The organism is Acidisarcina polymorpha, assembly GCF_003330725.1.
GTDB lineage: Bacteria > Acidobacteriota > Terriglobia > Terriglobales > Acidobacteriaceae > Acidisarcina > Acidisarcina polymorpha.
The window spans coordinates 961,698-987,822 of sequence record NZ_CP030840.1; the positions used below are offsets into that span (position 1 = coordinate 961,698).

Below are 26,125 nucleotides of genomic sequence, written 5' to 3' on the forward strand. Positions count from 1 at the left end.
GTTGATCACGGGTTAAAGCACATTCACGAGTTGCTTTTCCGATCACGTTGATGCGGTCGACCATCGCCAGCGCTCTCAAGAGCAGGATTGCGCCAGCGGACCAGAAGACCTCACGAAAGACGCTGGGTGTCCCCTTCACTGGACTTATATCGGCGGAATCGAACGTGGCGAGCGAAATGTAAGTCTTCTGAATATCGTAAAAATTGCCCCTAGTCCGGACGCCGATGTCACGGTGGCCTTAAAGGTCACTAGACTTCCAAGGTAGAAGGATTCTGCGATGAGGCGAGAGTCGTGGTTGTGGCGATCGCTGCATAGTTTACAACGTAGTTTGCTGCCCCGACCTCGCTCGCGACCCCGCCAGAAACCGCGATTGCTTTGACAACTTCACTGGCAGTAAGGGTGATCTGCCCGGTGTACTCCGTCGAAGACGCTGTCGGCGTCGACCCGTCGGTCGTGTAGTAGATGGCTGCCCCTGAGAGCGTCGTGGAGATCGTGACCTTCTCCAAGGGCCGGTACGTGCCGTCCGGCTTCGGGTAGGTCGGGGTTCCGCTTGGACCTAGGGCCAAATCCGAGGGAGGGCTTCAGGGTTATAGTCAGGCTTGGCGCAACCGGCGGCGCAGCCGGTTGTATGCCAGGCAGAGACCGGAGATCGACAACACAACCGCTCGGGTTCCGTGCTTCTCGGCCAAGAGTTGTGCGCGGGAATCTGTTGATATATTCGCCTTTCGTTCGCCTTATACTGTCTGCAAGGGCGAAATGCGCAAGGCAAACGAACGCGAGGCCGAGGAGCGGATGCGCGATAGAGAACCTGTGCTTACTTTCTTCTTTATTCTTTTCACCTGAGGTAGATTGGATGAGATGAGGATAGGTCTTTCTTTGGGGTCAGTGGAAGATTGCTCTTGCAATGCTTGACGGGGCGAAACCCTCAAGCTCGTTCGGTACGAGGTCTATGCTTCGCAGATCGACCGCGTAGCGAAGGCCGAAGACCCAGAATACGACGCGACATCACAGGAGGTCACGGCAACCTACGCGTAATCAGCAGTTGGCCAAATGGGGCGGTGCTCGAACACTGCCCCAACCACACCCAATGTACAGGGCCTGTCACTTAAAGATATGTGGCGTCGTGTTTCAGCGCTAGTTGTCGTCGTCTCCTCGGACGTGCCAGAAAGCCTGCGTTTATCAGGGTTGCGATTGCCAGTGTCGTGTGCGGTTGTCAGATGAACTATATATGTTCTAGCCTTTTCATTGTCTTCGATGGTCAATGGAGAGTCTATGTCTGACATCAGTCGTGCGCGAGAGATGTTTACCAGACGGATACTAGACGGTGAAGGCAAAACGACCGGGTCTGAGCGGCAGGCAGCATTCAATAACACCGATGGTGCGGGACCAGGGCATAGTCTGATCGACGAGGTGGCAAAAAAGGCGAACCGGATTATGGACGAGGTGGCAAAAAAGGCGAACCGGATTATGGACGAGGATATCGCCGCAGCTAAAGCTTCGGGCCTTAGTGAAGACCAGATCTTTGAACTTGTTATCTGCGCCGCAGTCGGACAAGCCACAAGACAATACGAAGCCGGGATCGCAGCTCTTCGCCAGACAGTGGGAGAGGTATGAGCATGCGCCTAGCTATTCTCAATAGTGGTCACCGCATCGGTACAAAGGCTCTATTCGCAATCATTGAAATGGCTTCGCGCCAACCCCTATTGGACGTGGTCAAGCTGGTGAAATATCGACCTGATTTCTACGGCAATTTAATGGGCATGGTCACGCAGGAAACGATGCGTGGTCCATCCGCCTGGTCTGTTGCAGATCGTGAACTTATGGCAGCGTACATAGCCAAGAACAATCGGTGCGAATTCTGTACGGGGGCGCACTCAGCCGTCGCCCGGCTGGCATACCAGGACGGCCAGAAGGTCTCCGATGCGTTGCTTAATCTCAGCACAGCAAACCTTGACGAGCCGCTTAAAGCCACTATGCTCATGTTAGGAAAGCTGACGCGTGAGCAAAGGATGGATGCTCAGGACATAAAAGCGGTTCTCGTTGCCGGTGCAACCGTTGAACAAATTGAAGACGCGCTTGCCGTTTGCTTTTCGTTCAATGTCATCGGGAGGCTGGCTGATGCATTTGGCTTTGCTGTTCCGAGCCCAAAAGGCCTCGAATCGGGTGCGAAATATCTACTGTCGCGGGGGTATCGCTGATCAGGAAGAGTTGCTAAGGCTCTTGGGTAGAGCCCTCAGAGATCGGCTTTTCGTCAGTTGGGACTTGCTAGCTAGACCGGCGTTTCTCAGGACTAATATGCTCAGCTTTAGTACCGTCCTCGCCTTGCGAGTGCATTGGGCCTGAAGGCCGGCCAGCTCAGCGCGCATTATGGTAAATTTAAATTCTGCAATTCAGGTTGCACCCCGTCCGCGGAAAGGGAAGATCCCACCTGATTCCACCTGCAAGCACAGTCTCATGACTTCTCTTTTGCCCGTGCAGCGGACACCGGATACAAGAGGAGAAGTGTATGTTTCGTGAGCTGCCCGCAAAACCGAGCCTCGAATATCTGAGGAAGCAAGCCAAACAATTACAACGCACGGCGTCCCCGGGCAAGCTGGCCGATGCACATCATGCACTGGCTAGGGAGTATGGTTTTGCCGACTGGGCGAGACTGAAATCGTACGTGATCACATTGGGCCTTACGCCTGCGGAGGCCTTGACTGCTGCCATTCGAGATCAGGGTGCGCAGCGGGCTCGCGAACTTCTTGAAAGCTATCCAGAATTGAGGGCGAAGATTAACAAACCGCTGCCCAACTATGGCTTTGGCCAACATGCTCTGTTTGCGGCGGTGCAAAGAAGCGATCGTGCGACCATTGACGTTCTGTTGGATGCAGGCGCGGACATTCACAAACGAACCGAGTGGTGGGCAGGCGGTTTCGGCCTTCTCGATGACTGTGATCCAACCCTGGTTAATTTTCTGGTCGAGCGCGGCGCGGTGATCGACGTGCACGCGGCTGCGCGGCTCGGAATGATCGCAAGACAGACTGAATTGGTCGCCGCAGATCAGAACGTTGTCCACGCAAAAGGTGGAGACGGACAGACGCCACTCCACTTCGCCTCACGGTTGAGACTGCTCGGTTTCTTCTGGATCATGGTGCAGAGATCGACGCGCTCGACGTGGACCACGAATCTACGCCGGCCCAGTACATGTTGCGTGTTGAGCAAAAGCGTAACTATCCACAAGATCGTCAGGACATCGCTCGCTATCTTGTATCGCAAGGATGCAGAAGCGACCTGCTAATGGCGGCGGCACTTGGCGATGAAAGGCTTGTGCGGCAGCATCTAGACACGAACCCCGCATGCATTCGTATGAGGGTTTCGGAAGCGTGGTTTCCAAAGAAAGACCCTCGCGCAGGGGGACAATTTACATCTGGGTGCTTGGGGCAAATCGAACCGCGCACGTGGTCGCACGCGAATTCGGCCATGAGCAGGTCTTTGAACTGCTTATGACCTGCCCCCAAAAAACTGTACCAGTGGTAGCTGGAGTTCTCTCGTAATGTAGACGGGAGGATTTTGTATGAAGAAGAGCCGTTACACGGAAGAGCAGATCATCGGGATCTTGAAGCAGCATGAGGCAGGAGTGAAGACGGCGGAGTTGTGCCGGGAGCACGGGATCAGCGCGGCGACGTTCTATGGCTGGAAGTCGAAGTACGGCGGCATGGACGTGAGCGAAGCGCAACGTCTGAAGGCTCTTGAAGACGAGAACCGCCGTCTGAAGCTGCTGGTGGCGGAGTTGAGTCTTCACGGCGAGGCGCTGAAGGGCGTGATCCGAAAAAACGGCTGGAGCTTGCCGGCCTGAGAGAAGCGGTGGCGTACGCTCAGGCCGAGCATGGCTTGAGCGAGCGCACGGCCTGCAAGCTGCTAGGCATGAAGAGGTCAAGCTACCGGTACGAGCCGCGGCCGGACCGCAACGCGGCGTTGCGCGAGGCGTTGGTGAAGCTGGCCCGGCAGAAGCCGCGCTATGGCTACCGGCGGCTGCACGCGGTGTTGAGCCGGTGCGGCCACGAGGTGAACGTGAAGCGGGTCTATCGACTGTATGTGGAAGAGCGACTGATGGTGCGGCGCAAGAGGCGCAAGCGTCTGGTGCGCGATCGCGCGGCCGAGCCGCGGCTGACGGGAGCGAACCAGGAGTGGGCGATGGACTTCATCGTCGATGGGTTGACGACGGGGCGGATGGTGCGCATCCTGAGCGTGGTCGACGTGTACACGCGCGAGTGCCTGGCGCTGGAGGCCGACACCAGCCTCGGCTCAGGGCGCGTGACGCGGGTGCTGGAGCGGCTGATCGAAGAGCGTGGCCGGCCAGAAAATGTGCGCTCGGACAACGTACTAACACAGGAAGGAAAAGCTGGAGAGAAGAGAAGGTCCCTTAGCATCCCGTATGGGATGTGCTTGACGACGACTGTACCTCCAAGTGGCTTCCACGAGCAAGGGCTGAGCGTTCGACCATAGCGACACGAGATCTGCCGAAGAGCGCAGTCTCCACTGTACTCAAAATGAAGTCTCAACCAAGTGAAAGGCCGAATCATTATCTACGAGGTCCTTACGGCCTCGACGGCCCAGGTGAAGCGGCTCTTCCACTTGGTGCCGCTGCCTCATAGAAGCAGCGGAAGTCGGTACCGGTCTTGATGATCCCATGAGCCACGCGAGCCATCTTGGCGGCGACGGCGACATACGCCATACGCTTGCGGTCGGCACTGGCAGGATCACGCCGGAGATATCGTTCGAACTTGTCTCGGAAGCTGTTCTCTCGCAGCCTCACAGCCACAGTGGCGGCCATCCAGAAGGCGCAGCGAAGCCGTGCGTTGCCGTATTTCGACAGCTTGGTCGCTCCTCGAAACTGGCCCGACTGCTGAGTCGAGAGATCGAGGCCACAGAACTTGAGGAACTGACGATGGTGATTGAAGCGGCGCAGGTCGCCGGCTTCGGCCAGGATCGTGAGCGCCAGGATAGGGCCGATGCCTGGCATCTGCTGGAGACGCCTGAAGTCGACGTTTTCCTTCAGGTGAAGCGCAGCTCGTTGTTCCAGTTGATCGCGGAGCTGGCAGAGTCGGATCATCTCGCCGAGTACGACGCGGAACATCGCAACGGCCTCTGAGTCCTCAGCAACGGGGATCCCGATGGAGGACTGGGCCGTGCGGTAAATATCCTCTAGCAGCCGCTGTTTACTTACCTTGCGTCCGACGACCGTCCACGCTTGCTGAACGAAGTCTTCCATCGAGAGGCGTGCAATCAGGGCAGGCGTGGGGAAGACCTGAAGGAACGCGAGAAGCCACTCAGAACGCGTGGCATGATAATACCGCTCTATCTCCGGAAAGTAGAGCGGCAGGTAATGGGTCAAGAGCCGATGCTGGGTCCGGGTCTTCTCAAGAGAGATCTGCGCATAGGTGAGCGACAGCTCCTGAAAGTCATGGATCTGGTTCACGAGCGGGTCATGGTAGTGCTGAGTCACGCCGGTCTTGAGCAGATGGAGCAGGACCTGGGCGTCCTTCGGATCGTTCTTGTCCCAGGAGTTATGCATGGCTTCGCGGGTTCGCGCCACAGCGAGGGACGCGATCAGCTCCAGATGGAAACCCTCGGCCTGCAGAAAGTGCGCCAGCGGCCTATGGTAGTTCCCAGTGGCCTCGAAGACGATGCGCACCGGGTGCTTCAAGCCATGAAGAAAGTCGGCAAACAGTCGGAACTCGACTGCGGTGTTGGGCAGGATCAGGCGCTTGCGGCTCTTCCATCCCGGAGCTTCGATCAGGACATCGTGACGGAGCTTGGCAATATCGATCGCTACCAGAACGGTGGACGGTTGAGTAGGCTGGACAAGGGACATGGTTGGTTCTCTCCTAAAAGTGAAAGTAGGCATACGTTCAGCTTAGGAGACCTACGGCCAGCCATGGCCCAGGAAGTCGGATCTCGGTCGCTACGCTCCCCAAACCTGACTTCCTGCCTTCCTCAACCTCTTCCTTCCAAGTGCTTCGTGTGGTGCTACGGGCTTAACCTCGCGGTGGAAGCTGGAGCAAAGGTCATCGCCACAACTCGGAGTCGAGACCGCTTTAAGAAGCTGGAGGATCTTGGTGTCTATCGCGCAGAGTTGGAGGGTCCGGAACTCTCAACACGCATCGCCGAAGCTAAACACATTGACGCAGTTCTTGACCTGGTTGGTAACAGCGTCATTCTCGATTCGCTTCGCATTCTGCGTCGCGGAGGCCGAGCCTGTCTTGCCGGATGGCTCGGGGGCTGGCTCCCATCAAGGAATTCAACCCGCTGCTACAGATGGCCAGTGGTGTCTATCTGACGTTCTTCGGTTCGTTTGTCTTTGGGACGCCGGGATTTCCTCTCTCCGATGTTCCCCTACAGGAAATTGCGAAGAAGGTGGAGCAAGGCAAGTTTATGGAGCGAACTCCGGAGGATCTGAAGCTGGCTTTAGCCTGTGAACTGGGCGATGAAAGCACGTTTCAGGCTTACTTGGCCCGGAATCCGGACGCAGCCAAAACTCTCTCGGACGAGGAGCGGCGAAAGCTACAGGCAGCCGCACAGAGCAACAATACAACGGCGGTACGACTGATGTTGGAGGCTGGCGGGCCAGTCAATACCCCGGGCGAGATGGGAGCCACAGCGCTCCACTGGGCCGGCTTCAACGGCAATGCTGAAATGACCCGAAACATATTGCGCTTTCAGCCGGATCTTGAAACAAAATCGGGTGAGTATTCGGGGACTGCGCTGTCATGGGCTCTCTACGCTTCTGGAAATGGCTGGCATCGTAGCACAGGAGATTTTGTGGGAACAGTGTGCGCGCTTCTGGACGCCGGAGCTGCTCTACCGCCGGACCCCGAAGGCACTCGAACCCAGCGATGCCGTTCTGGAGGTGCTGCCATGAATTCAGCCAGGCGCCCGATCGGGGTTCTGTTCCTCTCCTGCCTCTACATTGCTGTGGGAGCCATTGGATTTGTCGTCAACGTTCCCAAACTGATAGCAATGCAACACGAGAGCATATGGATCGAACTCACCGAGTTGTTAACTCTTATTGCAGGAGCCTTCATGTTCCGTGGCCGGAACTGGGCACGCTGGCTTGCGCTCATCTGGATGGCATTTCACGTGGGAATCAGCTTTCCAGTAGTACGTCAGGTCGTCACCCACTCGGTCATCTTCGCCTTGATTGCCTGGGTTCTCTTTCGTCCTGACGCACGGCGATACTTCATACCCCTGAAACCTGACTACGAATAGCGGATGGTCGCCCCGGTTCGTTCTATTTGAAGCGTAATCGCCAAAGCGCGTGTCGAGGGAGGCCGGCGTGGAAACGTGCATAGGCCTGTTCTCGCGACTTGAGAAATCCTGGGCGGATTGCTTCCGAGAAGCCGACTCGAGTGCGGTGGCGATAACGCAACAATTGAGGAACCGAAACACGGATGAATACTTCATCCAATTAGCAGAGATTCTGCCTTTGCGACCGGGCAAGGCGCCTATATGCGGACGGCGATATTTGTCGGCAGTGCCGGAACACTTTGGCGAGGTGGGCCTGATCTGCGAAGCCGCAGCGCAATGCAACGTCTGTCAGAGCGATGTCCGTTTCCGACAAATGCCTTGCCGCGGTCTCAACCCTTAGCTCGCGCAGATAATCACCTGGTGTCACTTTGAAGAAGTTGCGAAACTCTCTTGAAAGTTGGGATGGATGCACGCCCACGTCGCGTGCAATCTGATTCATTTCGAGCGACTCGCATGCGCAATCGTGCAGCAAATCTCTTGCCCGGGCAAGCCAAAGAGGTGGCGTTCTGTGTTGAACGGTGCGCGTGCGGTAGGCAAAAGCTGAGGCGTTCAGAAGGATTCCCTCAAAAACTAGACCGGACATTTCGTCGATGTAACACAATTCGCACATCAGCCGTGCGCCCAGAGCCTGGGCATCTTGAGGCTCAGCAGGACGTGGTCATCCACCGCTAAATCAGTCCGAACCATCCGATGCAGAAAGGATGCACTGAATTCCACAGCAAGAAAGGTAGCGCCGAACGGAAAGGAATCTGCCTGCAGACGTTCAAATGGAATAAACAGCATGGAACTTCGAGCAAGTTCCAGCCGTTCGGATCCCATCCGTTTTGAGCAATGTCCCGTTTGCACAAAGATCATTGAGGCCCGCTCATTTCCATGCACATCATAAGTTGCTCCCCGATCGTAGCGAACCTGGCAAACGAGCATGGAATCAGAAGACCATTGTTGGAGCGTATTCCCATAGTGCTCGCCAGCGGGCAGAATCTTCGGCATCGGGTGCTTCCCTCGAATGTGATCTCCATCGGTTTCACCGCGGAACTTACACCGGCCGCAGGCGCCGACGCCTCGCGGCGTCCATTCCTTGATTATCCGTTAAACGGAGACAATTCTGTAAAGGGCTTTCAAGACCCGAAGTGCACGCTCAGGCGAGTCTTGCATTGGGAGGTCGGCGGGAGATGCGAATTAGTCTGCTTCGCGGAACACGGAAGGACCGGCAAACTAATGACGGAGACGTGAATCAAAAACCTCCGACTAAGAGAGAGCGGCTGTTCGCCGTATTCAGATTCTTCTTGTTTGCCGTTACAATCGGCCTCTTCCTAACTTGTCTGAAAATTGTTCTGAACAAAATCCCGGCCACGGCGTCCCTCCTTCAGCAGGCGGAGCTTGGGACCACGACTGCGACGATAATGCTCGTCATTGACGAGTATCGGGCTACTCTCGGTGATTGCCTTGTCCTATTTCGCCGCGAAGATTGAGGGACGACCGCTCGGGGCCTTCGGCCTTCCGCTACGGGATGCATTCGGGGACGCGATTCGCACTAGGCGTGATTTGGGGGCTCTTAGCGCTTTTGGACATCGGATGTACGTATCTGTTGGGAGGGTATTCCTTCGGAAGCTTTGCGCTCTCCCCTGGAAAGGTTCTGATCTTCGGCGCCGCGTCAGCGCTAGCTTTCATCATGGTAAGTCTTTTCGAAGAGTTTCTTTTCCGCGGCTATGCGTTGCATAGTCTCACCATAGGTGTCGGTTTTTGGCCGGCAGCATTTCTGTTATCGGCCATCTTCGGGGGCCTGCATCTCACGAATACCGGGGAAGGCATTGTTGGCGCACTGGATGTGATGTTGTATGGATTATTCGCATGTTTTACCTTAAGTCGGACCGGAAATTTGTGGTTTGCAGTAGGCCTACATTCGGCTTGGGATTTCTCTCTTACATTTCTTTACTCGGTTCCGGGTAGCGGCATGCACGCGAAAGGGCAGTTATTGCAAGCAACTCTCCATGGGCCGGCTTGGCTGACCGGGGGAGCTGCAGGACCCGAAGGACGCGTGATCGGTTTGGCAGTCCTGATTCTGTCGTTTCCCGTCTTTTCCGCCTTGTTCCCAATCGCGCCCGCCGCCCGTGGTGGCCGGCATTAAAGATGTCGTCGTGCCGTGGGGCCTGCCCAAGAATAAGGACGGAATAATGTTCACTGGGGCATTGCCAGGCGCACGTTCCTCATGATGCAACCAAAGATATGTCGTATTTCGGTCGGTTGTTGGTAACGGGGGCGATGCACTCACTGGCACAGTCAAACAACTCGCGGTGGAGCTCTAAAAGCGAAGCTCGTCCGCATTGAATTCCTTGATCTGCATGTCTCGAAAGGCCTTTGATATGAGGCAGGTCTACTGCACCTCTTGAGTAAGGGTCGCTGCGCTGACTGCATCGGTGGTGCTGCCGGTGAAGATGGCCGCAATAGCGTTGCCGTCAAGAGCGAGGTTCGCAGTGATCAAGGATGCTGTGCCATCAAGCAGCCGCGCACTGCCAAGAACAACGCTTCCATTCTTGAAGATGACTAACCCCGTGGGAGGCGGCCCGGAAGCTGCGGTGACGGTGGCCGTGAACCTCACCTGATCTCCAAGGTTCGACGGATTCGAGGAGGCGGTAAGCGTCGTCGTAGTTGAAATGGCACCAGGCTTGATCGTGAAGGTGGCCGAAGTGACCGGGCTGTCCGCGTAGCCACTTGCGACTGCGATCGCTTTCACCGTCGACGTTTCAGAAATAATGAGGGGCCGGTCTGGCTGACTGATATGGGCACAATCGACGTAGAGATGGGGAACGGCGTCGAGGTAGGCGCGCTCGCGCGCGGTAACTGTGCGGATAGCGCGTCCCTGTTCCACGGCGCGCAGCCCCTGCTGCAACTGGGCGGGAGACTTCGATCCGGCGAATGGGTTCTGCCAACTACGAAGTGCAATCCCCCAATCAGCTATAGCACACGTCGGATCGGCCGTAAGAACCGAATTGAATCCTTCAATCGCGGAGCCGAATTGGAAGAATGCATGAGAGCCACGGCATGATTGAACTGGGGTAGCACATTAGGATTACAGTACGTGCTGAAGGTGACGCTGCCAAGCGCCTCGGGCGAAGGGTGGTCGTGAACCTGGGAGTGGAGGGGTGATATAACGGCGGCCCATAGATAAAGCATCGCAGAGACAACTGTCTTCATTCTGTAAAGTCTCCTTTATCACCATGGGTGCAGTTTTCTTGATGAATATCACACGGTCCATGCTTGTTTGTTTCCCCAGAGGCACTGGCCGTCTCCACGAACCACTAAGGCTCTGGTGGGTGGGCGCGGTGAGTTCTTCATCCCCCTGGGTACTCATGACTGGTCTCCCAAGGAGCTCTGTAGGAAGTAAGAAGTTCCGAGCTCAATGCGGCCATTTGGAGGCTACAATCTCAACGAGATTGTCCCGCCTCTTATCCCGGTCGGGGTCGCAGAAGGAAGGTCTGTGAACTCAGCGAGAGACCAGGGATGCATGTCGTTGCTCTCCGCAACCGTCTGACTCGGCGGTTTGCCTGCGAGGCTATGAAAGTCTCGCACCATGTGCATCTGATCGGCAAAGCCGAACTGGTGGGCGATATTGAGCCACGTGCGTTCAGGAAACAGGCGCTTGGTGTCGAGAGCACCCTGAAAGCGTGCAATACGCGCATACAGCTTGGGTGAACAGCCTATCTCATCGACATCTCTTACGTCTGCCGCCACACGGCCTACATCGTTCCGGAGGGAACCAATAGTCACGTGAAAAGTATGGGTGGAATGCAGGATTTTATAGACGTTCCCCATGAGTTTGTAATTCTTGTTGAAAACACGATGCAAGCCATAACCACCTACACACAGAGACGGGAATAAATCACGTTTCCATACATTGTTCCATTGAGTTCTGTCGAACGGTCGAACGCCAGATAGCAACTGAAACTCGCGTGCTGAACGCACCACAATGAATGGAAGGCATATGGAAGCTATCAGAGCAACCGAACCAACTTCATCAATGCAAATCGCTGCAAACCCGGCACTCGTGCTTCTACATGGTACCTCCGGCTTTTCAGAAGACTGGTCCGGCGTAGTTGACCATCTGGCTGTGAACCGCCTCGTAATTCGCCCCGACTACATGAACTCAACGATCAGTAACGATACGGCCTATTCAAAGACAATCGCTGAGGCCGCTTCTCATGTCCTCACGGAAGTCTGTGACAGAACCGAAGGCCCCTTTGACCTTGTGGGCTACTCTCTGGGGGCGGGTGTAGCCGCTTTCATCGCTGCAGAACATCCTGAGAGTGTTCGTTCGTTGGTTCTTGTTTCGGGCTTCGGATACGGTAGCGAGGTTTGGATGAAGTCGCAGTTTAGTCTCTGGCTCGACCTAGTTCGCACCAATCGGACTGCGCTTACTAAATTGCTGCTCCTGACTGGGATAAGCAGAGGTTTCCTTTCGACCTTTGATGAAGATACAATCGCCAGGATCATCGATGGATTTGTTAGGTCCACCGATTGGGAAAAAGTGGATTATTCCATTCGACTCGATCTTAACTTAGACATCCGAGAACATGCTAAAAAAATAGCGGTGCCAAGCCTATCGATTTCAGGCAAGCATGATCGCATCGTTCCCGGATTTTATTCAGAGCAGCTCGCCGAGTTGACTCACGGATCTCAACATGTCGAGATCGATTCAGGACATCTCTCCTTCCTAGAACAGCCAGTTCAATTAGCAACCGCCATCGTCAGGTTTTTAGATTCTCATCGACCTGAGGACAACAATCCACAAGAAGTGCAGAAACCAACCAAATCTCGGATTTGAAACCTTTCCGCTTCTAGCGCAAGTTCTCTTCGGCAGAAACTCTCCGAACAAATAGTGTGGAAGTCTTGAGGGCGACATCGCTATCTCTACCTGGGGAGCGAAGCGGCACTCGCTCCCATCTATCGAAGACTACGTTGGCACCAAGGAAATAATGAACCTCAAACCTGGAATCATTCTCGCCTTCATTCTTTCGTTCTTCATCATTTCGCCGGTCAGCGCACGCGTCTCTCACGTCGACATTTTCTCTCACTCCGATGTCCTCAGCGGAAGGTCGTTCGGCGACGCAGGGGCCTATGAGCACATCAGTGGAAGAATCTATTTCTCGCTTCCTATAGCAAATCCACACAATCAGGGAATCGTCGATCTCCACAATGCAATAAATCTTAGAGATGGTGAGGTCGAATTCTCGTCCGACTTCGTCGCGATTCGCCCCAAAGACCCCGCCAGGGGCAATGGCTCCATGATTCTTGAACTACCTAACCGCAGCAAACGAATCGTCCTTTCTTTTATCGACGGCGGCGATGCAGATGTCGCGGAGGACGCGGGCGACGCATGGTTACTGCGCAACGGCTATACGATCGTAACCTTGGGGTGGCAATGGGATGTAACCGGTCCTGGCGCACTCCACTTCTACGCCCCGATTGCGAAGGAAAACGGCAAGACCATTTTCGGTCTACTGCGAGGAGATATAATGCTTTCAAAGTGGATGCCAGAGATTCCGCTCGGCCATGTCATCCTCGGCAAGATCGGGGGAACCGAATATCCAGTCTCCGCACCCGACGATCCTCGCAACTCTCTTACCGTCCGCAACTCGCCCGATGCCAACCGAACTTTGATCCCCCGCTCTCAGTGGAAGTTCGCCCACATAGTCGACAGTAAACTCGTTCCTAGCGATCAGTTCATTCACCTCAACGGTGGCTTCCAACCTGGCAAGATCTACGAATATGTCTATGTTGCCGCCGATCCGGTGGTAGCTGGAGGTGCCTTCGCCGCCGTACGCGACTTCGCCTCCTACGCAAAGCACTCTCCTAACACAATCGTTCCGGTCCAGCGTGTTTTTGGGCAAGGCATCTCGCAGACCGGCCGATTTCTGCGCGACTTTCTTTATCAGGGCTTCAATGCTGACGAAGACGGTAAGATGGCCCTCGACGGAGTCCTTGCGCACGTCGCCGGAGCCGGCCGAGGCAGTTTTAATTACCGTTTCGCTCAGCCATCGCGGGATGCGCAACCGACCTCCTCCGTCTTCTTCCCAACCGATATCTTCCCCTTCACCGATCTACCAGAGCGCGATCCGGTCACAAAAGAGGTGGGTGGCCTGCTTGACCGCGCCACAGCCGAAAACGTCGTGCCGCGCATTTTTTTTACCAACACGTCTTTCGAATACTGGGGCCGTGCCGCGGCGTTGATCCACGTCAGCGCCGATGGCAAACACGATGCGCCGATAGCAAACAGTGTTCGAATCTATCACTTCACCGGCCTACAGCATTTCCCTGCTCCATTTCCTCCGGTGAGAGGGAAAGACGATCTTCTCGGACAGGAGCCGCAATCGCCGCTCTCACATAGATATCTGATGCGCGCCATGATTGCTAACATGGACGCATGGGTGCGAAATAGTAAGCCTCCGCCGGTCAGCAGTTATCCCCTGATTGCCGACGAAAATCTTGTGCCTTTGCAAAAATACGCTTTCCCTGCAATTCGCGGCCTGAATCGTCCGCACGACGCAAATGAGGTTTGGCGCCTCGACTTTGGCCCGAACTGGCGCAACGGTATCCTGAGTGTCCAGCCGCCCAGCGTCGGAAAGGTTTACCCCGTTCTTGTACCCCAGGTCGATATCGATGGAAATGAACGTGACGGCGTCCATTTACCAGAGATTACCGTCCCGCTCGCAACCTATACAGGATGGAACCTTCGCGATCCTTCCATCGGCGCATCCGATCAGCGTGTGGCCTTTGAAGCTTCGTACATTCCGTTCGCTAAGACCGCCGCCGAACGTGAAAAGACGGGCGATCGCCGCAAGTCCATCGCAGAACGCTATGCAAATCACGAAGATTACACCGTCCGGTACCAAAGGGCCGTGGATGAGCTCATAAAAGAGAATTGGATCTTGCCCGAAGATCGTGCCGCACTGCTACTTCGCGGTGAGCAAGAATGGAGCGAAGCTGTAAACTAATGTCTTATTCTTACTGTTGCCATTGTTTGAGTAAATCAAATATTGCGATGATCCCGGACAATCTGTCATGCCGGATGCTGATTGCAGGTGAGCAGCTCCGGTTTCCAGTAGTTTGAGCTATTAAAGAGACCTATTCGGGCATGCAGCACGGTAGAGTCATTCTTGCCAAATGCCCACGCAAGCCCCAACCGCGGAGCGAAGTTCAGAAAATTGCTCGGCGAGGTTTGAAACTGATACCGCAGGCCTGTGGTGAGCGTCAGACGTGGAGTCAACTTGATGGCATCTTCGGCAAACAGCGAGACTTTGCACTGATTGAACGCGACCAGAGGGTTTCCGGTCGTGATCTGAAATGTTGTAGGGATACCTGCTGCAAGATTTAGATTCGCGCGCCGATATTGTTCGAGCGCAGTAATGTTCGTGATCTGTGAGAGAGGCTGGTCGCTAGAATCAAGCACGGGAGCGCTTCCGCCGCCGAAGACAAATGCTCCGTTGAAGGTATCCGGGTCAATTTCATGAACATAATATGCCAATGATTGAACTCCGAATTTCATGGTGTGTTTGCCGCGGTCAAAGAGCAGATTGTCATCAATTTCTAAATCGCGCTCATGATTGTTAAGACCCTGCGCCGTAGAGCCACCTCCCAAAAAAAAGCCGGCGACCTGAAGCTGCGGAGCGGTGGAGAGCGGAGTCTGTTCTGTGTCTTTCCAGGAATAACCAATGCGGGCTGAGTGTCAGGATATTTGAAATCCGTAGATCATATTCGCTCACGCGGCTATTGAACCCAGCCTCAGCGAGAGTGAGGCCGCCAATTCCCTGATTGCCCAGATTATTCACGTTTGCCGAAAAGGAAATATTGACCGACTCGCTCGGGCTGATCTGTCCGTCTCCCCTTGCAGAAGCGATCCATAGACGCTGCGGCGCCGCTACCGCCTGGTGAAGCGCTTCCTGATTATTGTTAGCACCGAGCGCGATTGCGTTTACTACATTGAACTCATCGATATCGCGTTTTTCCAAAGACAGATTGAAGCCGCTCTTCTTCTTGATAATTGGACCGCCGAAGCTGAAGCCATAACGACGATTTCCCGCCGGAGTCGCCGTCAGAGAGAAAGGATCGGTGGCGTTAAAGCTTCTGTCGCCATCTGTGTAAAACACGGACCCATGCAGGTCGCCCAGCCCAGGCTTGGTTGTGATATCGATATGAGCTCCCTCAAAGGGCGGGAATTCGTATTCGGGTGAAAATAGGTCCGGGTTTAGGTTGACAGAAGCGATGGAGTCTTTTGGAGACAGAGCACTGCCGTTCTGGAAACCGTCCACTGTAATAGTGGCATTGGCGGCACCCCCGCCGGCCATTGCGGCGAGTGCTTGAAGCTCACGAGTAAGATCGTCCGGATCATCTGCAAGCTGTTGTACCTGCTTGGCATTCAATGTCTGGCTGCCCGGTACGGTACCCTCGGGGCTGAGGTCAGCAGCGACTTCGACATCTGTATCAACAGGCGGAAGAGCGAGTTGAACGGTAATAATGGTGCTGCCAGCTCCGATGCTCTTGGCATGCACTGACGAGGGAGAAACCTTCAGCTTGTACGGTCAAATCGGTCTCTCTACTAGGGATGCAGGGAAGGACGAAATGACCTTTGAAATCAGTCTGTGTACTTGAGCTATCAGTTGCTGTGACTTGTGCTCCTTGGATCAATAGACTGTTTGGGTCAATAACATTGCCTTCGATGCGGAACCCTGTTGGGCACGATTGCCCGAATGTTGCGAGAGAGCAAGAAAAAAAGCAACTGCTGTTACGGACATCCTTAATAACATCTTCTGTTTGGAAACCCCTCTTCAACAATGAACAAGGAAGGAACGAGGAAGACAATCGAGTACACTCGTGTTCGATCTTTCTTCTATCTCGAGGCGAGGCGAGGCCGGTTATTTTGTCATCGCAACCACGATGTCGTGCTTCCACAAAATTTGTGCCCATTTTTCTCTGAATTCCTTGTCAAAGTGCTAGATACACAAGATCCGCGATCTATTCCCGGAGTTTCGCAATAAACTTGTCACTGTGGTTTCTTGCACCACAACTTATAAGGGGCTTATGGATTCGTGAAATCAATCGATGAAGCGCCTCTAGGCGGTATCCACATATAAGCTTTGCTGCCTACTCTAAGTTTGTTGAACTTGAATTTTGGAGAGTCAATATGAATTGAATGATGGGAAATGGAGCCAATCAAAGGTCCGCTTCCGGGGCGACTGGAACATGTAAGCCGAACCTCAACGGACAATCGTCAGTTCGTCGACGGGGTGTTGTGGGTTCTGCGATCCGGGCCTCACTGGCAGGACCTTCCGGAGTGTACGGCACGTACAAAAGCGTTCATGCGCGGTTTATGCGCTGGGCGCGTGGTGGCGCGTGGGAGCGGATCTTCGCCGACCCAGTGGCAGACAAGAAACACTTCTATCTCACGTTGGACTCGACGATCGTGCGGGCTCACCAGCAGGCGGCTGCAGGCCCCAACAACGGGCTCCGAAGACTAGGCCGTGGGGCGTTCTCGAGGTGGACTGGGCACCAAAATCCATCTGCTGGTCAATGAAAATGGCTTGCCGGGGGCTTTCCGCATCACGCCCGGAGCTGCCGAATACGCCGAGGACGTACGCCTGCTGGACGGCCCCCATGACGAAGTCGTAATCGCGGATAAAGGCTACGACTCGGCCGAGATCATCGCCAAGGTCCACGGCCTGGGTGCGGTGGCCGTCATTCCGTCACGACGGCACTGGAAACAGGCTCGGACGTATGAGTGAACCCTAAAGGGTCGCGGCAATAGCCGTACCAGCAATCTTTGCTGGTATCTCACCTGACTGGGCGGCTGGCCATGCCAGTACAGGTGAATCGGACTTCACTTTCCCCAACCACCAAAGGAGTAACAATATGAAGACCTAACTGATCAACCATCTACGCATCTCGGACGATTTACCGAACAGTCAGGCCTTGGACTATTTGGAACGAGTGGAGGCAACTGTGGCCCCGTTTGGAGGAAAGTGGCTCGCGCTCGGACCAGCGGATGTTATCGAGGGCACTTGGCCGGGCGCTGTAGTACTGTTGGAGTTTCCGGATCGCAAATCGGCCACCGACTGGTATCACTCTTCGGAGTACCAGGCCATCTTGCCACTCCGGACAAAGAACTCTATTTCCGATATCGTCTTCATCGATCATCTTCCCGAGGGCTTCACAGTTAAGAGCTATGCTGAAGGCGTTCGTCGTTCGATCTCGGCGAAGTAGTCCTTCTGAAGTAGTCCTTCTTGGTCTGAGGACGAGCTGTTCTTGGTCTCCATCGAAATCATTGAAGGGACATTATCGTCCCTTCAATGATTTCGTAACCACTTTTATAGAAGAACTCCTAACGTGCACGACCAATTCGCCACTGCATCACTTCGATATTTTTCTTCTAACAAAAATGCGGAACCTTTTCCGTCATAATTTGATGCTGGCATTGTGCTCATAACAACCCACACAAAAAGCGCGGCATTGCGACCAGTGCGCAAATTTTTCCCGTGTAACTATTGTCGTCTGAATTTAGAAGGGAACTCCTCTGCTGCAATTGGTCGTGACCGATCTTAAGAAGACGAACTTGGCGCTGGACCGCGGCACGGTGGTGGACGCTCACACTAAAAACGGCTTTACGGCGCTGGCCGTAGCTGCGAACTATCGCGGGACAACCGAGGTGGTGCGAATGCTTCTCGATCATGGCGCGACGGTAGAGCGCTGAGCGACCGAGACGCATATTCCTTTTCCGCTATTCCTTGCTGCAGGCACCGGCGAAGTCGAAAAGGCCCAGTTGCTGGCCATCCACGGTGATAGAGTTAACGAGAAGTGAACATGCGATGGTAGAAGTTATTCGCCGTTGATAAATGCTATCGACATGGGCGATGCGCCGATGGTGCGGTCTCTGATTGACTTAGGCGCGTATATACGCGAGCGTGATACGCGCGGGTCGACTCCGCTAACGCGGGCAGTTCTTTCGAAATATAAGGATGTCGTGGCTGTGCTGATTGCCAAGGGAGCGGATGTGAATGCCCTTAACGGAATTGGACTTACGCCTCTTCACTAGCTTCGATGATGGATTATGGAAATACGGCGATGGTGCAGCAGCTACTCGCAGCTGGTGCGAAGCGCGACTTCAAGGATCCTGAAGGACATATTCCGTTGCAGATAGCGGAGAAGTTTCATTACGAGCAGTTAGCCACTGCTCTGCGTTGAGATTGGCTACTCTTCTTTTGTAGAGGAACTCGCTGGTGAAGATAATCCGAGCGCCAGTGGAAATTGATTATAAGAATCGTAGTTTAAACTTAATCACCGCGAATTGATCAATGGTGGATTCCTGCACCGCAGACGCCGGTTCGCGGAGCTCCTAGCTAGGCAGTTGTGAGTCTCCAACGGGGAATATAGGTGCGCGTGGCAGTCTCCACCGGATAAAGCGTACCAAGCCTGCACATCTTCTACTCGCTGACACCAGGAATTAGGCGCCTGCCTCCCCAATGAGCGCCAAATCTCTAGTACCGTATCTGCAGTAAGCTGTTGGCGCGGCGGTAAAAGAATGGGGATTGAATACTACTCGCGTGGGCTGTCACGGCTGATTGGGCATGAACTCGGATAGGGCTGACCTGAGTAGGTTGGTTCAGGAGGGTGCATTGGCCGGCTGCGATAGATCTCGCGGCTACGCGGAGCCCATTCGAGGCGTGAGGTCCGGGTGGGCTGAGCGAATTCGCCCGGCGCGGTGCCGCGTTGGTAATCGTCGTCCTCAGGATAAGTCGAAGTGCGCGCAGGCGAGCGGTGTGCCGGCTTCCCAAACTCGCTGAAGCTCGCCGAAAAAGCAGTGATCTCAGAGGAGCCGTCTTTCTGTCTTGCTCGAGGGGTTGTGGCCTAAACCGAATGTGGCGCACCCCGGCTCCAGCACCACACGCGGTAGCGCAGCGGAGCAGGACCGGTCTGCAAATTGTTCTGGTGGAACTATCGGAAGGAGTCTTCGTCGATCACCTCATCCCACACGTAGTTGTAGTAAGCCTATGAGTAAACGGTAAGACGATTGAGGGAACTGTGTAAGTGCGTGTCGACGGGATGCTCTTTTGCGCGGTAACGGTCATTATCGAGCAGGATAACGCGATCGAGATCGATGGTATCCCAATTGCCCTTGTACGTACGTGCGGTTCGTCGTGTTAAGCACGGCGCGAGTATGCCTCCCACGTCTTGCGGACGTTCAGGTTGGTGGTGAAGATTAAAGACCGCAAAGAGACAGCGGGAGTTCGTAGACATCTTCGTTTTCCCTCGCGCCGGGTTTCTAGCTCGCGATATAGTCAGGAGGTGAGCTGTCAGCGATTTGTGCATTAGTGAGCTGATCCTGCCCTTTCTCAGCTGGGCGCCGGGCACACACGTGAGGGATCCAGAAGACGGTTCTCCATGGCGTGTTCGAAGGCACGCTCGATCGTTTCGGCGGCGATGTCGAGCCCGTGACGCTTTGCAATCAAGCGCATGAAGTACTGTGCTTTTTCGCGATAGGCGGGCGTGTCCAAGAGTTTGCGGATCAACGCGTGGAGCCCATCGACGGTCAGGTTGTCGACTTCAAGAACCTCCCCTACTCCGTGATAGGCGATGCGGATGGCTACCCCGAATTGATCATAGCCGATGGGGATGGCCACCATGGGTACGCCAAGCGCGAGCGATTCAAGTGCGGTGTTGAGTCCGGCGTGCGTGATGCAGAGCGCGGACCGCTCAAGGAGCTCTAGCTGAGGTGCTGTGTCCACGACGATGACGTTGGGCGGGATAGAGCCGAGCTCGTGGAGTTCGATATTGTTTCCCTTGGCGAGAACCACCTGGATTTCGGAAATTGGTCCCACTGCGGCAAGGATGGTTTCGTAGATACTCACCATGCCATTAACCAAGGTCCCCAGCGATGCGTAGACAAGGGGCCTGCCATCGAGCTTCTCCCAGGGAAACGGGACGATCTCACGTCCTGCTACGTCGAAGAAGGGCCCTGCATAATGGAAATTCGAAGGCCACGGAATCCCGGGCAAGTCAAACTCCTTAGGTGTTTGCGACACAACAGCTGCAGCTTTTCTCGAGATGGTTTCAGAGGGAACACTCCACTCGAATTTCAGGCCTGCCCTCTCAGCGTATTCTGCGGCAAGATCCTGCACGATCCCGAAAAACGCGTTTTTGCTCTTTTTGAGTTCCTCGATATTGCGCGTGCGGGCATCGGAGGTATCCTCATATCGCCCTGACACAACAGAAGGAAGCGTGGTGCCCGAAAAATCGATGTTTAAAATAGCCCAGACGTGTGCATACGGGATGCCCAAACTTATGGGGACGACTTCTAGGTACATATGGATAGTGTCGAGTACCAGCGCCTCAACGCCAGTTTCGGCGATTACGCGTGGCAAGTGCTGGGACGCCAACTGGAACATCGCTCTGCCCGCCCCCTGAATGGTCCAACGGGTTGTTTCCATGCCGTGGAGCTTTGCAGCCGGAGCCAGAATACCGGCGGATGATCCAACCGGCAGCTCCTCTTCACAGTAGGAAACAAAATTCAGGCCGGCAGAGAGTACGTAGGGGCCCACATCCGGAACCCCAATAAAGACGATGTCGTGTCCTCGCGACTGCAATTTGCGGGCCAGCGCAATCATCGGATTAATGTGACCAGTGAGCGGCATACTGATAAAACCAATTTTCATTTAGGAGCTCTCCTTTTTTCTGTGCCTCGCATACGTGGAACCGACCCTTGTCCTACCAGCAAACGCGTCTTCCATCTATTACACAAAACGCGGGAAGTAGAAGTCTATTCCCAGTTTTTCACTTTATTGGTGATGACAGACTTTGCCGCGAAAGCGTCTCAGCAAGAAGCACTTTGTGATTTTCAAGATTCTGCTTGTAGGCAGAGATAATTCCCCGTGTTGAGTGCAGAGGGCATGGCCCAGAAGAACCTAACTCATTTTTGTACGCAGATCAGTTCATGAGACGGCACACCTCCTGCGCGCTTTGTTTCGCCTTCGCCCTGGGCATCATGACAAAAACTTCAATCCTTCAAAATGTGCGTCATTCGAAAGCGCTCGACACTTTGCGGAAAACGATCGATAAGAATTTATTCAACCCGACATTTCTCGGCGCGAATTGGGCCCGCGTTCTCAATAGATAGAATTCATTTGACATACCTAAGGCACGATGCGCACTCGAAAAGATAGTAAACAAAATGCTTAGTGAGCTTTCGATGTCTCCATTGCATTTCCATCCCTAATGACGGCCTTCGATAAAGCTCAGGGTGAACCATTCCGACTCCCGTATGCCGATGACTTCATCATCACCGGATGCTCGAAAGGGCTCTGTTGCAAAGTTGTGGTGGCCGCATAAGAATGGGCGGAACGCGAGCGGAGCGGGTCATGTCAGATTTCAAGTGGCGTCAATTTGAAGGCGAGATCATCCTGTGGGCGGTGCGTTGGTACTGCCGCTATGGCATCAGCTATCGTGATCTCGAGCAGATGATGGGCGAACGGGACGTGCTCGTCGATCACTCCACGATCTACCGTTGGGTTCAGAGATACGCGCCGGAGATCGAAAAGCGGCTGCGTGGGCAGTGGCGTCGCCCGCAATCGACGAGCTGGCGGGTCGATGAGACTTACGTGAAAGTTCGCGGCGAATGGGCCTATCTGTACCGGGCGCTCGACAAGCATGGAAACACGATCGATTACTATCTCTCGCCGACACGGAACGCCAAAGCGGCGAAACGCTTCCTGGGTAAGGCGTTGAATGGTTTGAAGGATTGGGAGAAGCCAGAGGTCATCAATACGGACAAAGCACCGACCTATGGAATTGCGATTTCAGAACTGAAGTCCGAAGGCAAATGTCCTGCGGAGACGATGCATCGACAGGTCAAGTATCTGAATAATGTTGTCGAGGCCGATCATGGCAAGCTGAAGCAACTGATCGGTCCGGTGCGGGGTTTCAAGACGCTGAAGACAGCCTACGCGACCATCAGAGGATTTGAGGTGATGCGTGCCCTACGAAAGGGCCAGGCGGCGATCTTCCACCTGACGGGTGGTGTGCGCGGTGAAGCTCGCATCGTCGAACGCGCTTTCGGCATCGGTGCCGGTCCGCTCGCGGAGGCCCTCGCGGTCATCGGCGAAAGGATCACACTCCAACCTGCTTGACCTCTGGGGTAGCGCAACCCCTTGAGCGCCCCCGTCAAGGCCAGAAGATTGCAACAGAGCCGTATATCGGATTCCGCGTAGCGCAAAATTTGACTAGTGCCGTCGTTTTCATGCCGGACCTCACAAAACAGGCTCCAGTCACGCGATCTTCCACGAGCCCGCAGTGAGCGCACTATCGTCAACGCGCTTATCGGGCGCACAACATAGCCGCCCCTTCCCTTCCCTGAACTTGGCGTCCCACAAAGGATAAGTTTGACCGACGACTTCCACGCTCTATCTCGAAAGACTTGCGCGGTCCATAAGTCAAGGCCATAACTGGTCCATCCATGAATACGGCGAGCCACACGGCTCACCGTAGTCATCTGTGCAATCGAGAAAGAGATCTTGAGAAGACCCAAACTCTATGGCGTCACCTCCTGGGTGAATCCCACCGCGCTCGCCCCATTGGTCGCACTGCCGGTGTAGGCGGCGGTGATGCTATGTCCGTAAGCCGTTAGACCGCTCAGCGTGAAGGTCGCCACTCCATCCACCAGTGGGGCCGTTCCTACCGGGGCGGCGCCATTCTTGAAGGTCACCGACCCCGTCGGCGTCGCACTCGATGCCGCAGTCACGGTAGCCACGAAGGTCACCGGGTCACCCAGCTTCGAAGGATTGCTCAACGACTTTACCGTGGTGGTCGTAGGGATCGCTTTCGGCACAACTTTGTATACGGCTGTGGCTACCGCGCTGGGGGTAAAGCCACTCCCACCGATATCCGCAATCGCTTTCACCGTCGTCATCGGACTGGAGACAGTGAACGGTCCGCTATAGACTGTCGAAGATGTGGTTGGCCTGGAGCCGTCGGTGGTGTAGTAGATCGTTGCATAAGGAGTCGAAGACTCGATCTGTACCGGCACCGGATATATATAAGTTCCACCAAGTCTCGGGAAGGTGGGCGTTGCCGCCTGGCCCAAATCGTGATGGTGAGGGGTCCACCGTTGCTTGATGAATACGCGGGAAGATCGCCGTAGTAACTAGCTACAATGGTGTGTTGTCCACTCGCCGGAAGGCTATCGGTCGTGTAAATAGCACGCCCGGTATTATCCAGGGAAATCTTGGCGAGACTCACTCCATCGACAAGGAAATTGACGATGCCGGTCGGGACGCTGTCTCCGCTCACCGGGGTCACCTTCGCCGTCAAGATGACATTATTCCCCGCCTGATAGCTGGCGCTACTCGAAGTCAGGGTCGTTGTAGTGGATCCATGCAGAGAGAGTTTGGTGATGTATCCGGTATCGTATATTCCTGCTGTAGGGTCGACGGTTTGGAAGGCGCCTTTGGTAACCGGGAAATCCGTCGATTCGGCCCTTCCTGCGACATAGATATTTCCTGCGATATCCGCTGTAATAGAGAGCGGGACATCCTCGGAAAGAGTGGGGGATGCTCCTGCGCCGCCAGCGAGGTACCCGCTTCCGCCGAGGTATGTGGCGTAGAGTAAGCCCGTTCCGGAGCCGTTCAGTTCTGCCACGACGCCAACAATGGGATAGCCCTCCGAGGTGCTCATTCCCGGGAAGGTCGGCTGAAAGGCATCCGGGGTCACCGGAAAGCCAGGTGAGCTGCTAAAACCGGCGACGAGCGCCTGGCCTTGTTGATCGACGGCGATTGCCTGCAAACCATTTCCCGCTCCGAAATAAACGTCGGGCGGCACGAGGTAAGTGCCGTAGATCAGTGCAGTGCCACTGGCGTTCAGCTTGCCAACCCATCCGCCGCCTTTAGATTGAAAGGCGTTGCTGGTCACTGGTCCTGCCGTTGCAATGCCGTACACATTCCCGGAGAGGTCTACCGCAATCGAAACTCCGGGGAAGTAAGTGGAATAAATCAGCTTTGAACCCTCGGCGTTAAGCTTGGTCACAAAGCCCGTGTAATTTTCGTTCGGCGGTATGTTGAGAACCGTCTCATAAGCGCCGGGAGTGGTCGGAAAAGTAGAAGAGTTCGTAAGGCCACCTATGATGGCATTCCCGGAATTATCCAAAAATACAGAGCTCGGACCAACGGAGTCTTGCTTGAGGCTGCCACTTCCGCCCAGGTATGTGGAATAGATAAGCTTTGAGCCCGTCGCATTCAATTTGGTTACAAATCCACTAGCAGGGGCAGTCTCAAAAGCGCCGGGCGTTGTTGGAAAATCAGTGGAGTTCGTACCTCCGGTGACATAAGCATTTCCCGCCGAATCCACTGCAATGCCGCCACCACCTTCCCCCTTACTCCCGCCAAGCAGAGTGGAGTATACAAGGGTAGATCCGGTAGGATCCAACTTGCTCACAAACGCTTTGCCAGCCTTATTCGCCACTCGATCGTAAGCACCCGGAGTCGTTGGGAAATCAAGTGTGTTTACCTGTCCAGTAGCGTAGACGTTTCCTGATGCATCCACTGCAATCTGACTAATATCGCCGCCGATGTAATCCGTTCCCGTCCCCCCAAAGTAAGTGGAGTAGACCAGAGCAGAGCCGGCTGGATTCAGCTTGGTGATAAAAGCCTCATGATTCGAGGGATCATCCGGATTCACGATTGAGTTTGTCTTTTGAAATGCGTCTTTTGTCACCGGGAAGTTAAGCGAACTAGCAGTTCCCGTTACGTAGGTATAACCCTCCGCATCGACCACGACCTGCCGCACTGAATCTCCGGGGGAATCTGGGAACCCGCCCTCGTCAGAGTCGTTTCCGTTCCCGCCCAGATAGGTCGAGTACGCCACCGTGGGGTCGATTACTAACTCACGGCTAGGATCGAAAGCACCTAGCTGAAAATCAACCGTATTCTTCGCCAAAAGTTGGAAACGACCGTCGATCCTCTCTCGTTCTCCATCCTTCACCTGGTAGACAACCGGCTTGTGAAAGACGACCGCGCCGTTCTTCGCTACGATGTTCAAATCTCCATCACTATCTAGCTTCAACTTGCTCGCGCCCGCGAAACGCAGCCGGACAACCTTAGGATCGGCGCCAGGCGCAACCACAAAGTCATATTCAAGCTGCCGCTGGTTTCCGTAGTACACCAGGTCCACTCCGGGGTAAACGCCGCGATACTTCACTTTCGCGAAGGTCGGAACATTGCGGTGCCAGTTGGCCGGGTCCTTGCCGATGAAGTAGTTCACTTTGCCAGGAAACGCGTCTGCGCCTTCCACCCGCAGCTGACGCGAGGCGCCCGCCAATTGCATCCGGATTACATCCGTTTTCACCGCTGCCCACGATGTCTTGAGATGGGTGGCATCGCGTTTGGTCAAGGCAAGCACCGCCTCCGAATCGGTGAGGAAGAGCGAATATCCATGACCGCGCGACGCAAATCGCACCCGCGGATCGGTCTGCCCTTGATTAGCTTCAAAGCTCAGGGGCAGCTTGCTATAGTCGGCCTTAATCACACGCGATGGGGCTTTTGCCGCAGGTATAAGCTTCGAGGGTGCTAGATTCCGGCCCGCGGTTGTCGCGGCGGCGACATCGATGCCCTGGGCCTGGGTAACCAACGGACTGACGGTCAGCAGAGAGAACACCATAGGGAGAAAAGTTTTCATTGTTGCTCCTTGGATAGTGTGACGGCAGCGCCTTAACTACTTTCGGATGCGGCTGGTTGCTTGTGTGGGGAGGGGGTGGGAGGTTAGGCAAGGAGCCCGCTCGCAATTACGCGGAGCTGTCTCAATA

General features: G+C 54.8%; 28 protein-coding genes and 1 pseudogene. 17 read left to right on the plus strand and 12 right to left on the minus strand.

Going from position 1 to position 26,125, the window contains the following annotated elements; all coding sequences use genetic code 11:
- Window positions 1-248: 248 nt before the first annotated feature.
- Window positions 249-566 (minus strand): chitobiase/beta-hexosaminidase C-terminal domain-containing protein, encoded by a 318-nt coding sequence (locus ACPOL_RS04225; RefSeq protein WP_114205953.1) that lies wholly within the window; start codon window positions 564-566, stop codon window positions 249-251.
- Window positions 567-1,272: 706 nt separating this feature from the next.
- Between ACPOL_RS04225 and ACPOL_RS04235 the strand changes: the two genes are divergently transcribed.
- The 5 genes from ACPOL_RS04235 (at window position 1,273) to ACPOL_RS04255 (ending at window position 4,488) form a co-directional block, all read left to right on the plus strand.
- Window positions 1,273-1,614: a hypothetical protein gene (locus tag ACPOL_RS04235; protein WP_114205955.1), complete on the plus strand. Its 342-nt coding sequence runs from the start codon at window positions 1,273-1,275 to the stop codon at window positions 1,612-1,614.
- Between the two features lie 2 nt (window positions 1,615-1,616).
- Window positions 1,617-2,198, plus strand: a complete 582-nt coding sequence (locus ACPOL_RS04240) for a carboxymuconolactone decarboxylase family protein (protein WP_114205956.1) — start codon at window positions 1,617-1,619, stop codon at window positions 2,196-2,198.
- 308 nt (window positions 2,199-2,506) lie between these two features.
- On the plus strand, window positions 2,507-3,280 hold the full coding sequence (locus ACPOL_RS04245) for an ankyrin repeat domain-containing protein (RefSeq protein WP_201759090.1): 774 nt from the start codon (window positions 2,507-2,509) through the stop codon (window positions 3,278-3,280).
- A gap of 276 nt (window positions 3,281-3,556) precedes the next feature.
- Window positions 3,557-3,838 carry a transposase gene (locus tag ACPOL_RS04250; protein WP_114205957.1) on the plus strand — a complete coding sequence of 94 codons (282 nt, stop codon included), beginning with the start codon at window positions 3,557-3,559 and terminating at the stop codon, window positions 3,836-3,838.
- A gap of 68 nt (window positions 3,839-3,906) precedes the next feature.
- Window positions 3,907-4,488 (plus strand): DDE-type integrase/transposase/recombinase, encoded by a 582-nt coding sequence (locus ACPOL_RS04255; RefSeq protein WP_150132899.1) that lies wholly within the window; start codon window positions 3,907-3,909, stop codon window positions 4,486-4,488.
- A 91-nt stretch (window positions 4,489-4,579) separates the two neighbouring features.
- On the opposite strand, the gene ACPOL_RS04260 is transcribed toward ACPOL_RS04255, so the two are convergent.
- Complete coding sequence (locus tag ACPOL_RS04260) at window positions 4,580-5,857, minus strand: IS110 family RNA-guided transposase (RefSeq protein WP_114205959.1); 1,278 nt, start codon at window positions 5,855-5,857, stop codon at window positions 4,580-4,582.
- 63 nt (window positions 5,858-5,920) lie between these two features.
- Here ACPOL_RS04260 and ACPOL_RS36050 point away from each other — a divergent pair, with 63 nt between their 5' ends.
- Together ACPOL_RS36050 and ACPOL_RS34515 are read left to right on the plus strand one after the other, a co-directional pair.
- Entirely contained in the window at window positions 5,921-6,322 is a 402-nt protein-coding gene (locus ACPOL_RS36050) for a zinc-binding dehydrogenase (protein ID WP_201759091.1), read from the plus strand.
- Window positions 6,253-7,251, plus strand: a complete 999-nt coding sequence (locus ACPOL_RS34515; protein WP_236657227.1) for an ankyrin repeat domain-containing protein — start codon at window positions 6,253-6,255, stop codon at window positions 7,249-7,251. The genes ACPOL_RS36050 and ACPOL_RS34515 overlap by 70 nt, the downstream gene beginning before the upstream one ends.
- Window positions 7,252-7,450: 199 nt before the next feature.
- Here ACPOL_RS34515 and ACPOL_RS35850 read toward each other — a convergent pair whose 3' ends face one another.
- Together ACPOL_RS35850 and ACPOL_RS04285 are read right to left on the minus strand one after the other, a co-directional pair.
- A complete protein-coding gene (locus tag ACPOL_RS35850; RefSeq protein ID WP_114205961.1) occupies window positions 7,451-7,900 on the minus strand; it encodes a helix-turn-helix transcriptional regulator in 450 nt (149 codons plus the stop codon).
- A complete protein-coding gene (locus tag ACPOL_RS04285; RefSeq protein ID WP_114205962.1) occupies window positions 7,900-8,280 on the minus strand; it encodes a hypothetical protein in 381 nt (126 codons plus the stop codon). The genes ACPOL_RS35850 and ACPOL_RS04285 overlap by 1 nt, the downstream gene beginning before the upstream one ends.
- A gap of 520 nt (window positions 8,281-8,800) precedes the next feature.
- Between ACPOL_RS04285 and ACPOL_RS04295 the strand changes: the two genes are divergently transcribed.
- The gene (locus ACPOL_RS04295; RefSeq protein ID WP_414633356.1) at window positions 8,801-9,418 is read left to right on the plus strand and encodes a CPBP family intramembrane glutamic endopeptidase; all 618 of its coding nucleotides are present in this window, start codon (window positions 8,801-8,803) and stop codon (window positions 9,416-9,418) included.
- A 246-nt stretch (window positions 9,419-9,664) separates the two neighbouring features.
- Here the strand turns inward: ACPOL_RS04295 and ACPOL_RS04300 are convergent, their stop codons facing one another.
- Together ACPOL_RS04300 and ACPOL_RS04305 are read right to left on the minus strand one after the other, a co-directional pair.
- Window positions 9,665-10,180, minus strand: a complete 516-nt coding sequence (locus tag ACPOL_RS04300; protein WP_161557204.1) for an Ig-like domain repeat protein — start codon at window positions 10,178-10,180, stop codon at window positions 9,665-9,667.
- Between the two features lie 527 nt (window positions 10,181-10,707).
- Window positions 10,708-11,136: a helix-turn-helix domain-containing protein gene (locus ACPOL_RS04305; RefSeq protein WP_150132901.1), complete on the minus strand. Its 429-nt coding sequence runs from the start codon at window positions 11,134-11,136 to the stop codon at window positions 10,708-10,710.
- A gap of 136 nt (window positions 11,137-11,272) precedes the next feature.
- Here ACPOL_RS04305 and ACPOL_RS04310 point away from each other — a divergent pair, with 136 nt between their 5' ends.
- Both ACPOL_RS04310 and ACPOL_RS04315 read left to right on the plus strand, forming a co-directional pair.
- Window positions 11,273-12,112 carry an alpha/beta fold hydrolase gene (locus ACPOL_RS04310; protein WP_161557205.1) on the plus strand — a complete coding sequence of 280 codons (840 nt, stop codon included), beginning with the start codon at window positions 11,273-11,275 and terminating at the stop codon, window positions 12,110-12,112.
- Window positions 12,113-12,263: 151 nt separating this feature from the next.
- Window positions 12,264-14,282: an alpha/beta hydrolase domain-containing protein gene (locus tag ACPOL_RS04315; RefSeq protein ID WP_236657229.1), complete on the plus strand. Its 2,019-nt coding sequence runs from the start codon at window positions 12,264-12,266 to the stop codon at window positions 14,280-14,282.
- Between the two features lie 65 nt (window positions 14,283-14,347).
- On the opposite strand, the gene ACPOL_RS04320 is transcribed toward ACPOL_RS04315, so the two are convergent.
- From ACPOL_RS04320 to ACPOL_RS04330, 3 genes are read right to left on the minus strand one after another with little or no spacing between them, the layout of a single operon-like run.
- On the minus strand, window positions 14,348-14,926 hold the full coding sequence (locus ACPOL_RS04320) for a TonB-dependent receptor domain-containing protein (protein WP_114205968.1): 579 nt from the start codon (window positions 14,924-14,926) through the stop codon (window positions 14,348-14,350).
- Window positions 14,895-15,836: a hypothetical protein gene (locus ACPOL_RS04325; RefSeq protein WP_150132903.1), complete on the minus strand. Its 942-nt coding sequence runs from the start codon at window positions 15,834-15,836 to the stop codon at window positions 14,895-14,897. The genes ACPOL_RS04320 and ACPOL_RS04325 overlap by 32 nt, the downstream gene beginning before the upstream one ends.
- A complete protein-coding gene (locus ACPOL_RS04330) occupies window positions 15,769-16,251 on the minus strand; it encodes a carboxypeptidase-like regulatory domain-containing protein (RefSeq protein ID WP_114205970.1) in 483 nt (160 codons plus the stop codon). The genes ACPOL_RS04325 and ACPOL_RS04330 overlap by 68 nt, the downstream gene beginning before the upstream one ends.
- A gap of 236 nt (window positions 16,252-16,487) precedes the next feature.
- On the opposite strand from ACPOL_RS04330, the gene ACPOL_RS36055 reads away from it, so the two are divergent.
- The 6 genes and pseudogenes from ACPOL_RS36055 to ACPOL_RS34520 all read left to right on the plus strand — a co-directional run bounded on the left by ACPOL_RS36055 (window position 16,488) and on the right by ACPOL_RS34520 (window position 18,522).
- On the plus strand, window positions 16,488-16,802 hold the full coding sequence (locus ACPOL_RS36055) for a transposase (RefSeq protein WP_114205971.1): 315 nt from the start codon (window positions 16,488-16,490) through the stop codon (window positions 16,800-16,802).
- A gap of 3 nt (window positions 16,803-16,805) precedes the next feature.
- Window positions 16,806-17,066, plus strand: a complete 261-nt coding sequence (locus ACPOL_RS04340) for a transposase (RefSeq protein WP_114205972.1) — start codon at window positions 16,806-16,808, stop codon at window positions 17,064-17,066.
- Between the two features lie 187 nt (window positions 17,067-17,253).
- On the plus strand, window positions 17,254-17,544 hold the full coding sequence (locus tag ACPOL_RS04345) for a DUF1330 domain-containing protein (RefSeq protein ID WP_414633334.1): 291 nt from the start codon (window positions 17,254-17,256) through the stop codon (window positions 17,542-17,544).
- Between the two features lie 325 nt (window positions 17,545-17,869).
- A complete protein-coding gene (locus ACPOL_RS04350) occupies window positions 17,870-18,031 on the plus strand; it encodes an ankyrin repeat domain-containing protein (protein WP_161557207.1) in 162 nt (53 codons plus the stop codon).
- A gap of 132 nt (window positions 18,032-18,163) precedes the next feature.
- Window positions 18,164-18,373: pseudogene (locus ACPOL_RS04355) on the plus strand (ankyrin repeat domain-containing protein); the annotation flags it as partial.
- A 5-nt stretch (window positions 18,374-18,378) separates the two neighbouring features.
- Entirely contained in the window at window positions 18,379-18,522 is a 144-nt protein-coding gene (locus ACPOL_RS34520; RefSeq protein WP_236657230.1) for an ankyrin repeat domain-containing protein, read from the plus strand.
- A 1,148-nt stretch (window positions 18,523-19,670) separates the two neighbouring features.
- On the opposite strand, the gene ACPOL_RS04360 is transcribed toward ACPOL_RS34520, so the two are convergent.
- Window positions 19,671-20,990, minus strand: coding sequence for a glycosyltransferase (locus ACPOL_RS04360; RefSeq protein WP_114205975.1), 1,320 nt, complete (start codon window positions 20,988-20,990; stop codon window positions 19,671-19,673).
- A gap of 702 nt (window positions 20,991-21,692) precedes the next feature.
- Between ACPOL_RS04360 and ACPOL_RS04370 the strand changes: the two genes are divergently transcribed.
- Entirely contained in the window at window positions 21,693-22,460 is a 768-nt protein-coding gene (locus tag ACPOL_RS04370) for an IS6 family transposase (protein ID WP_114205977.1), read from the plus strand.
- 401 nt (window positions 22,461-22,861) lie between these two features.
- Here the strand turns inward: ACPOL_RS04370 and ACPOL_RS04375 are convergent, their stop codons facing one another.
- Entirely contained in the window at window positions 22,862-23,344 is a 483-nt protein-coding gene (locus tag ACPOL_RS04375; RefSeq protein WP_236657505.1) for an Ig-like domain repeat protein, read from the minus strand.
- Window positions 23,236-25,998 (minus strand): DUF7948 domain-containing protein, encoded by a 2,763-nt coding sequence (locus tag ACPOL_RS04380; RefSeq protein ID WP_114205979.1) that lies wholly within the window; start codon window positions 25,996-25,998, stop codon window positions 23,236-23,238. Before ACPOL_RS04380 ends, ACPOL_RS04375 begins: the two co-directional genes overlap by 109 nt.
- Window positions 25,999-26,125: the final 127 nt, after the last annotated feature.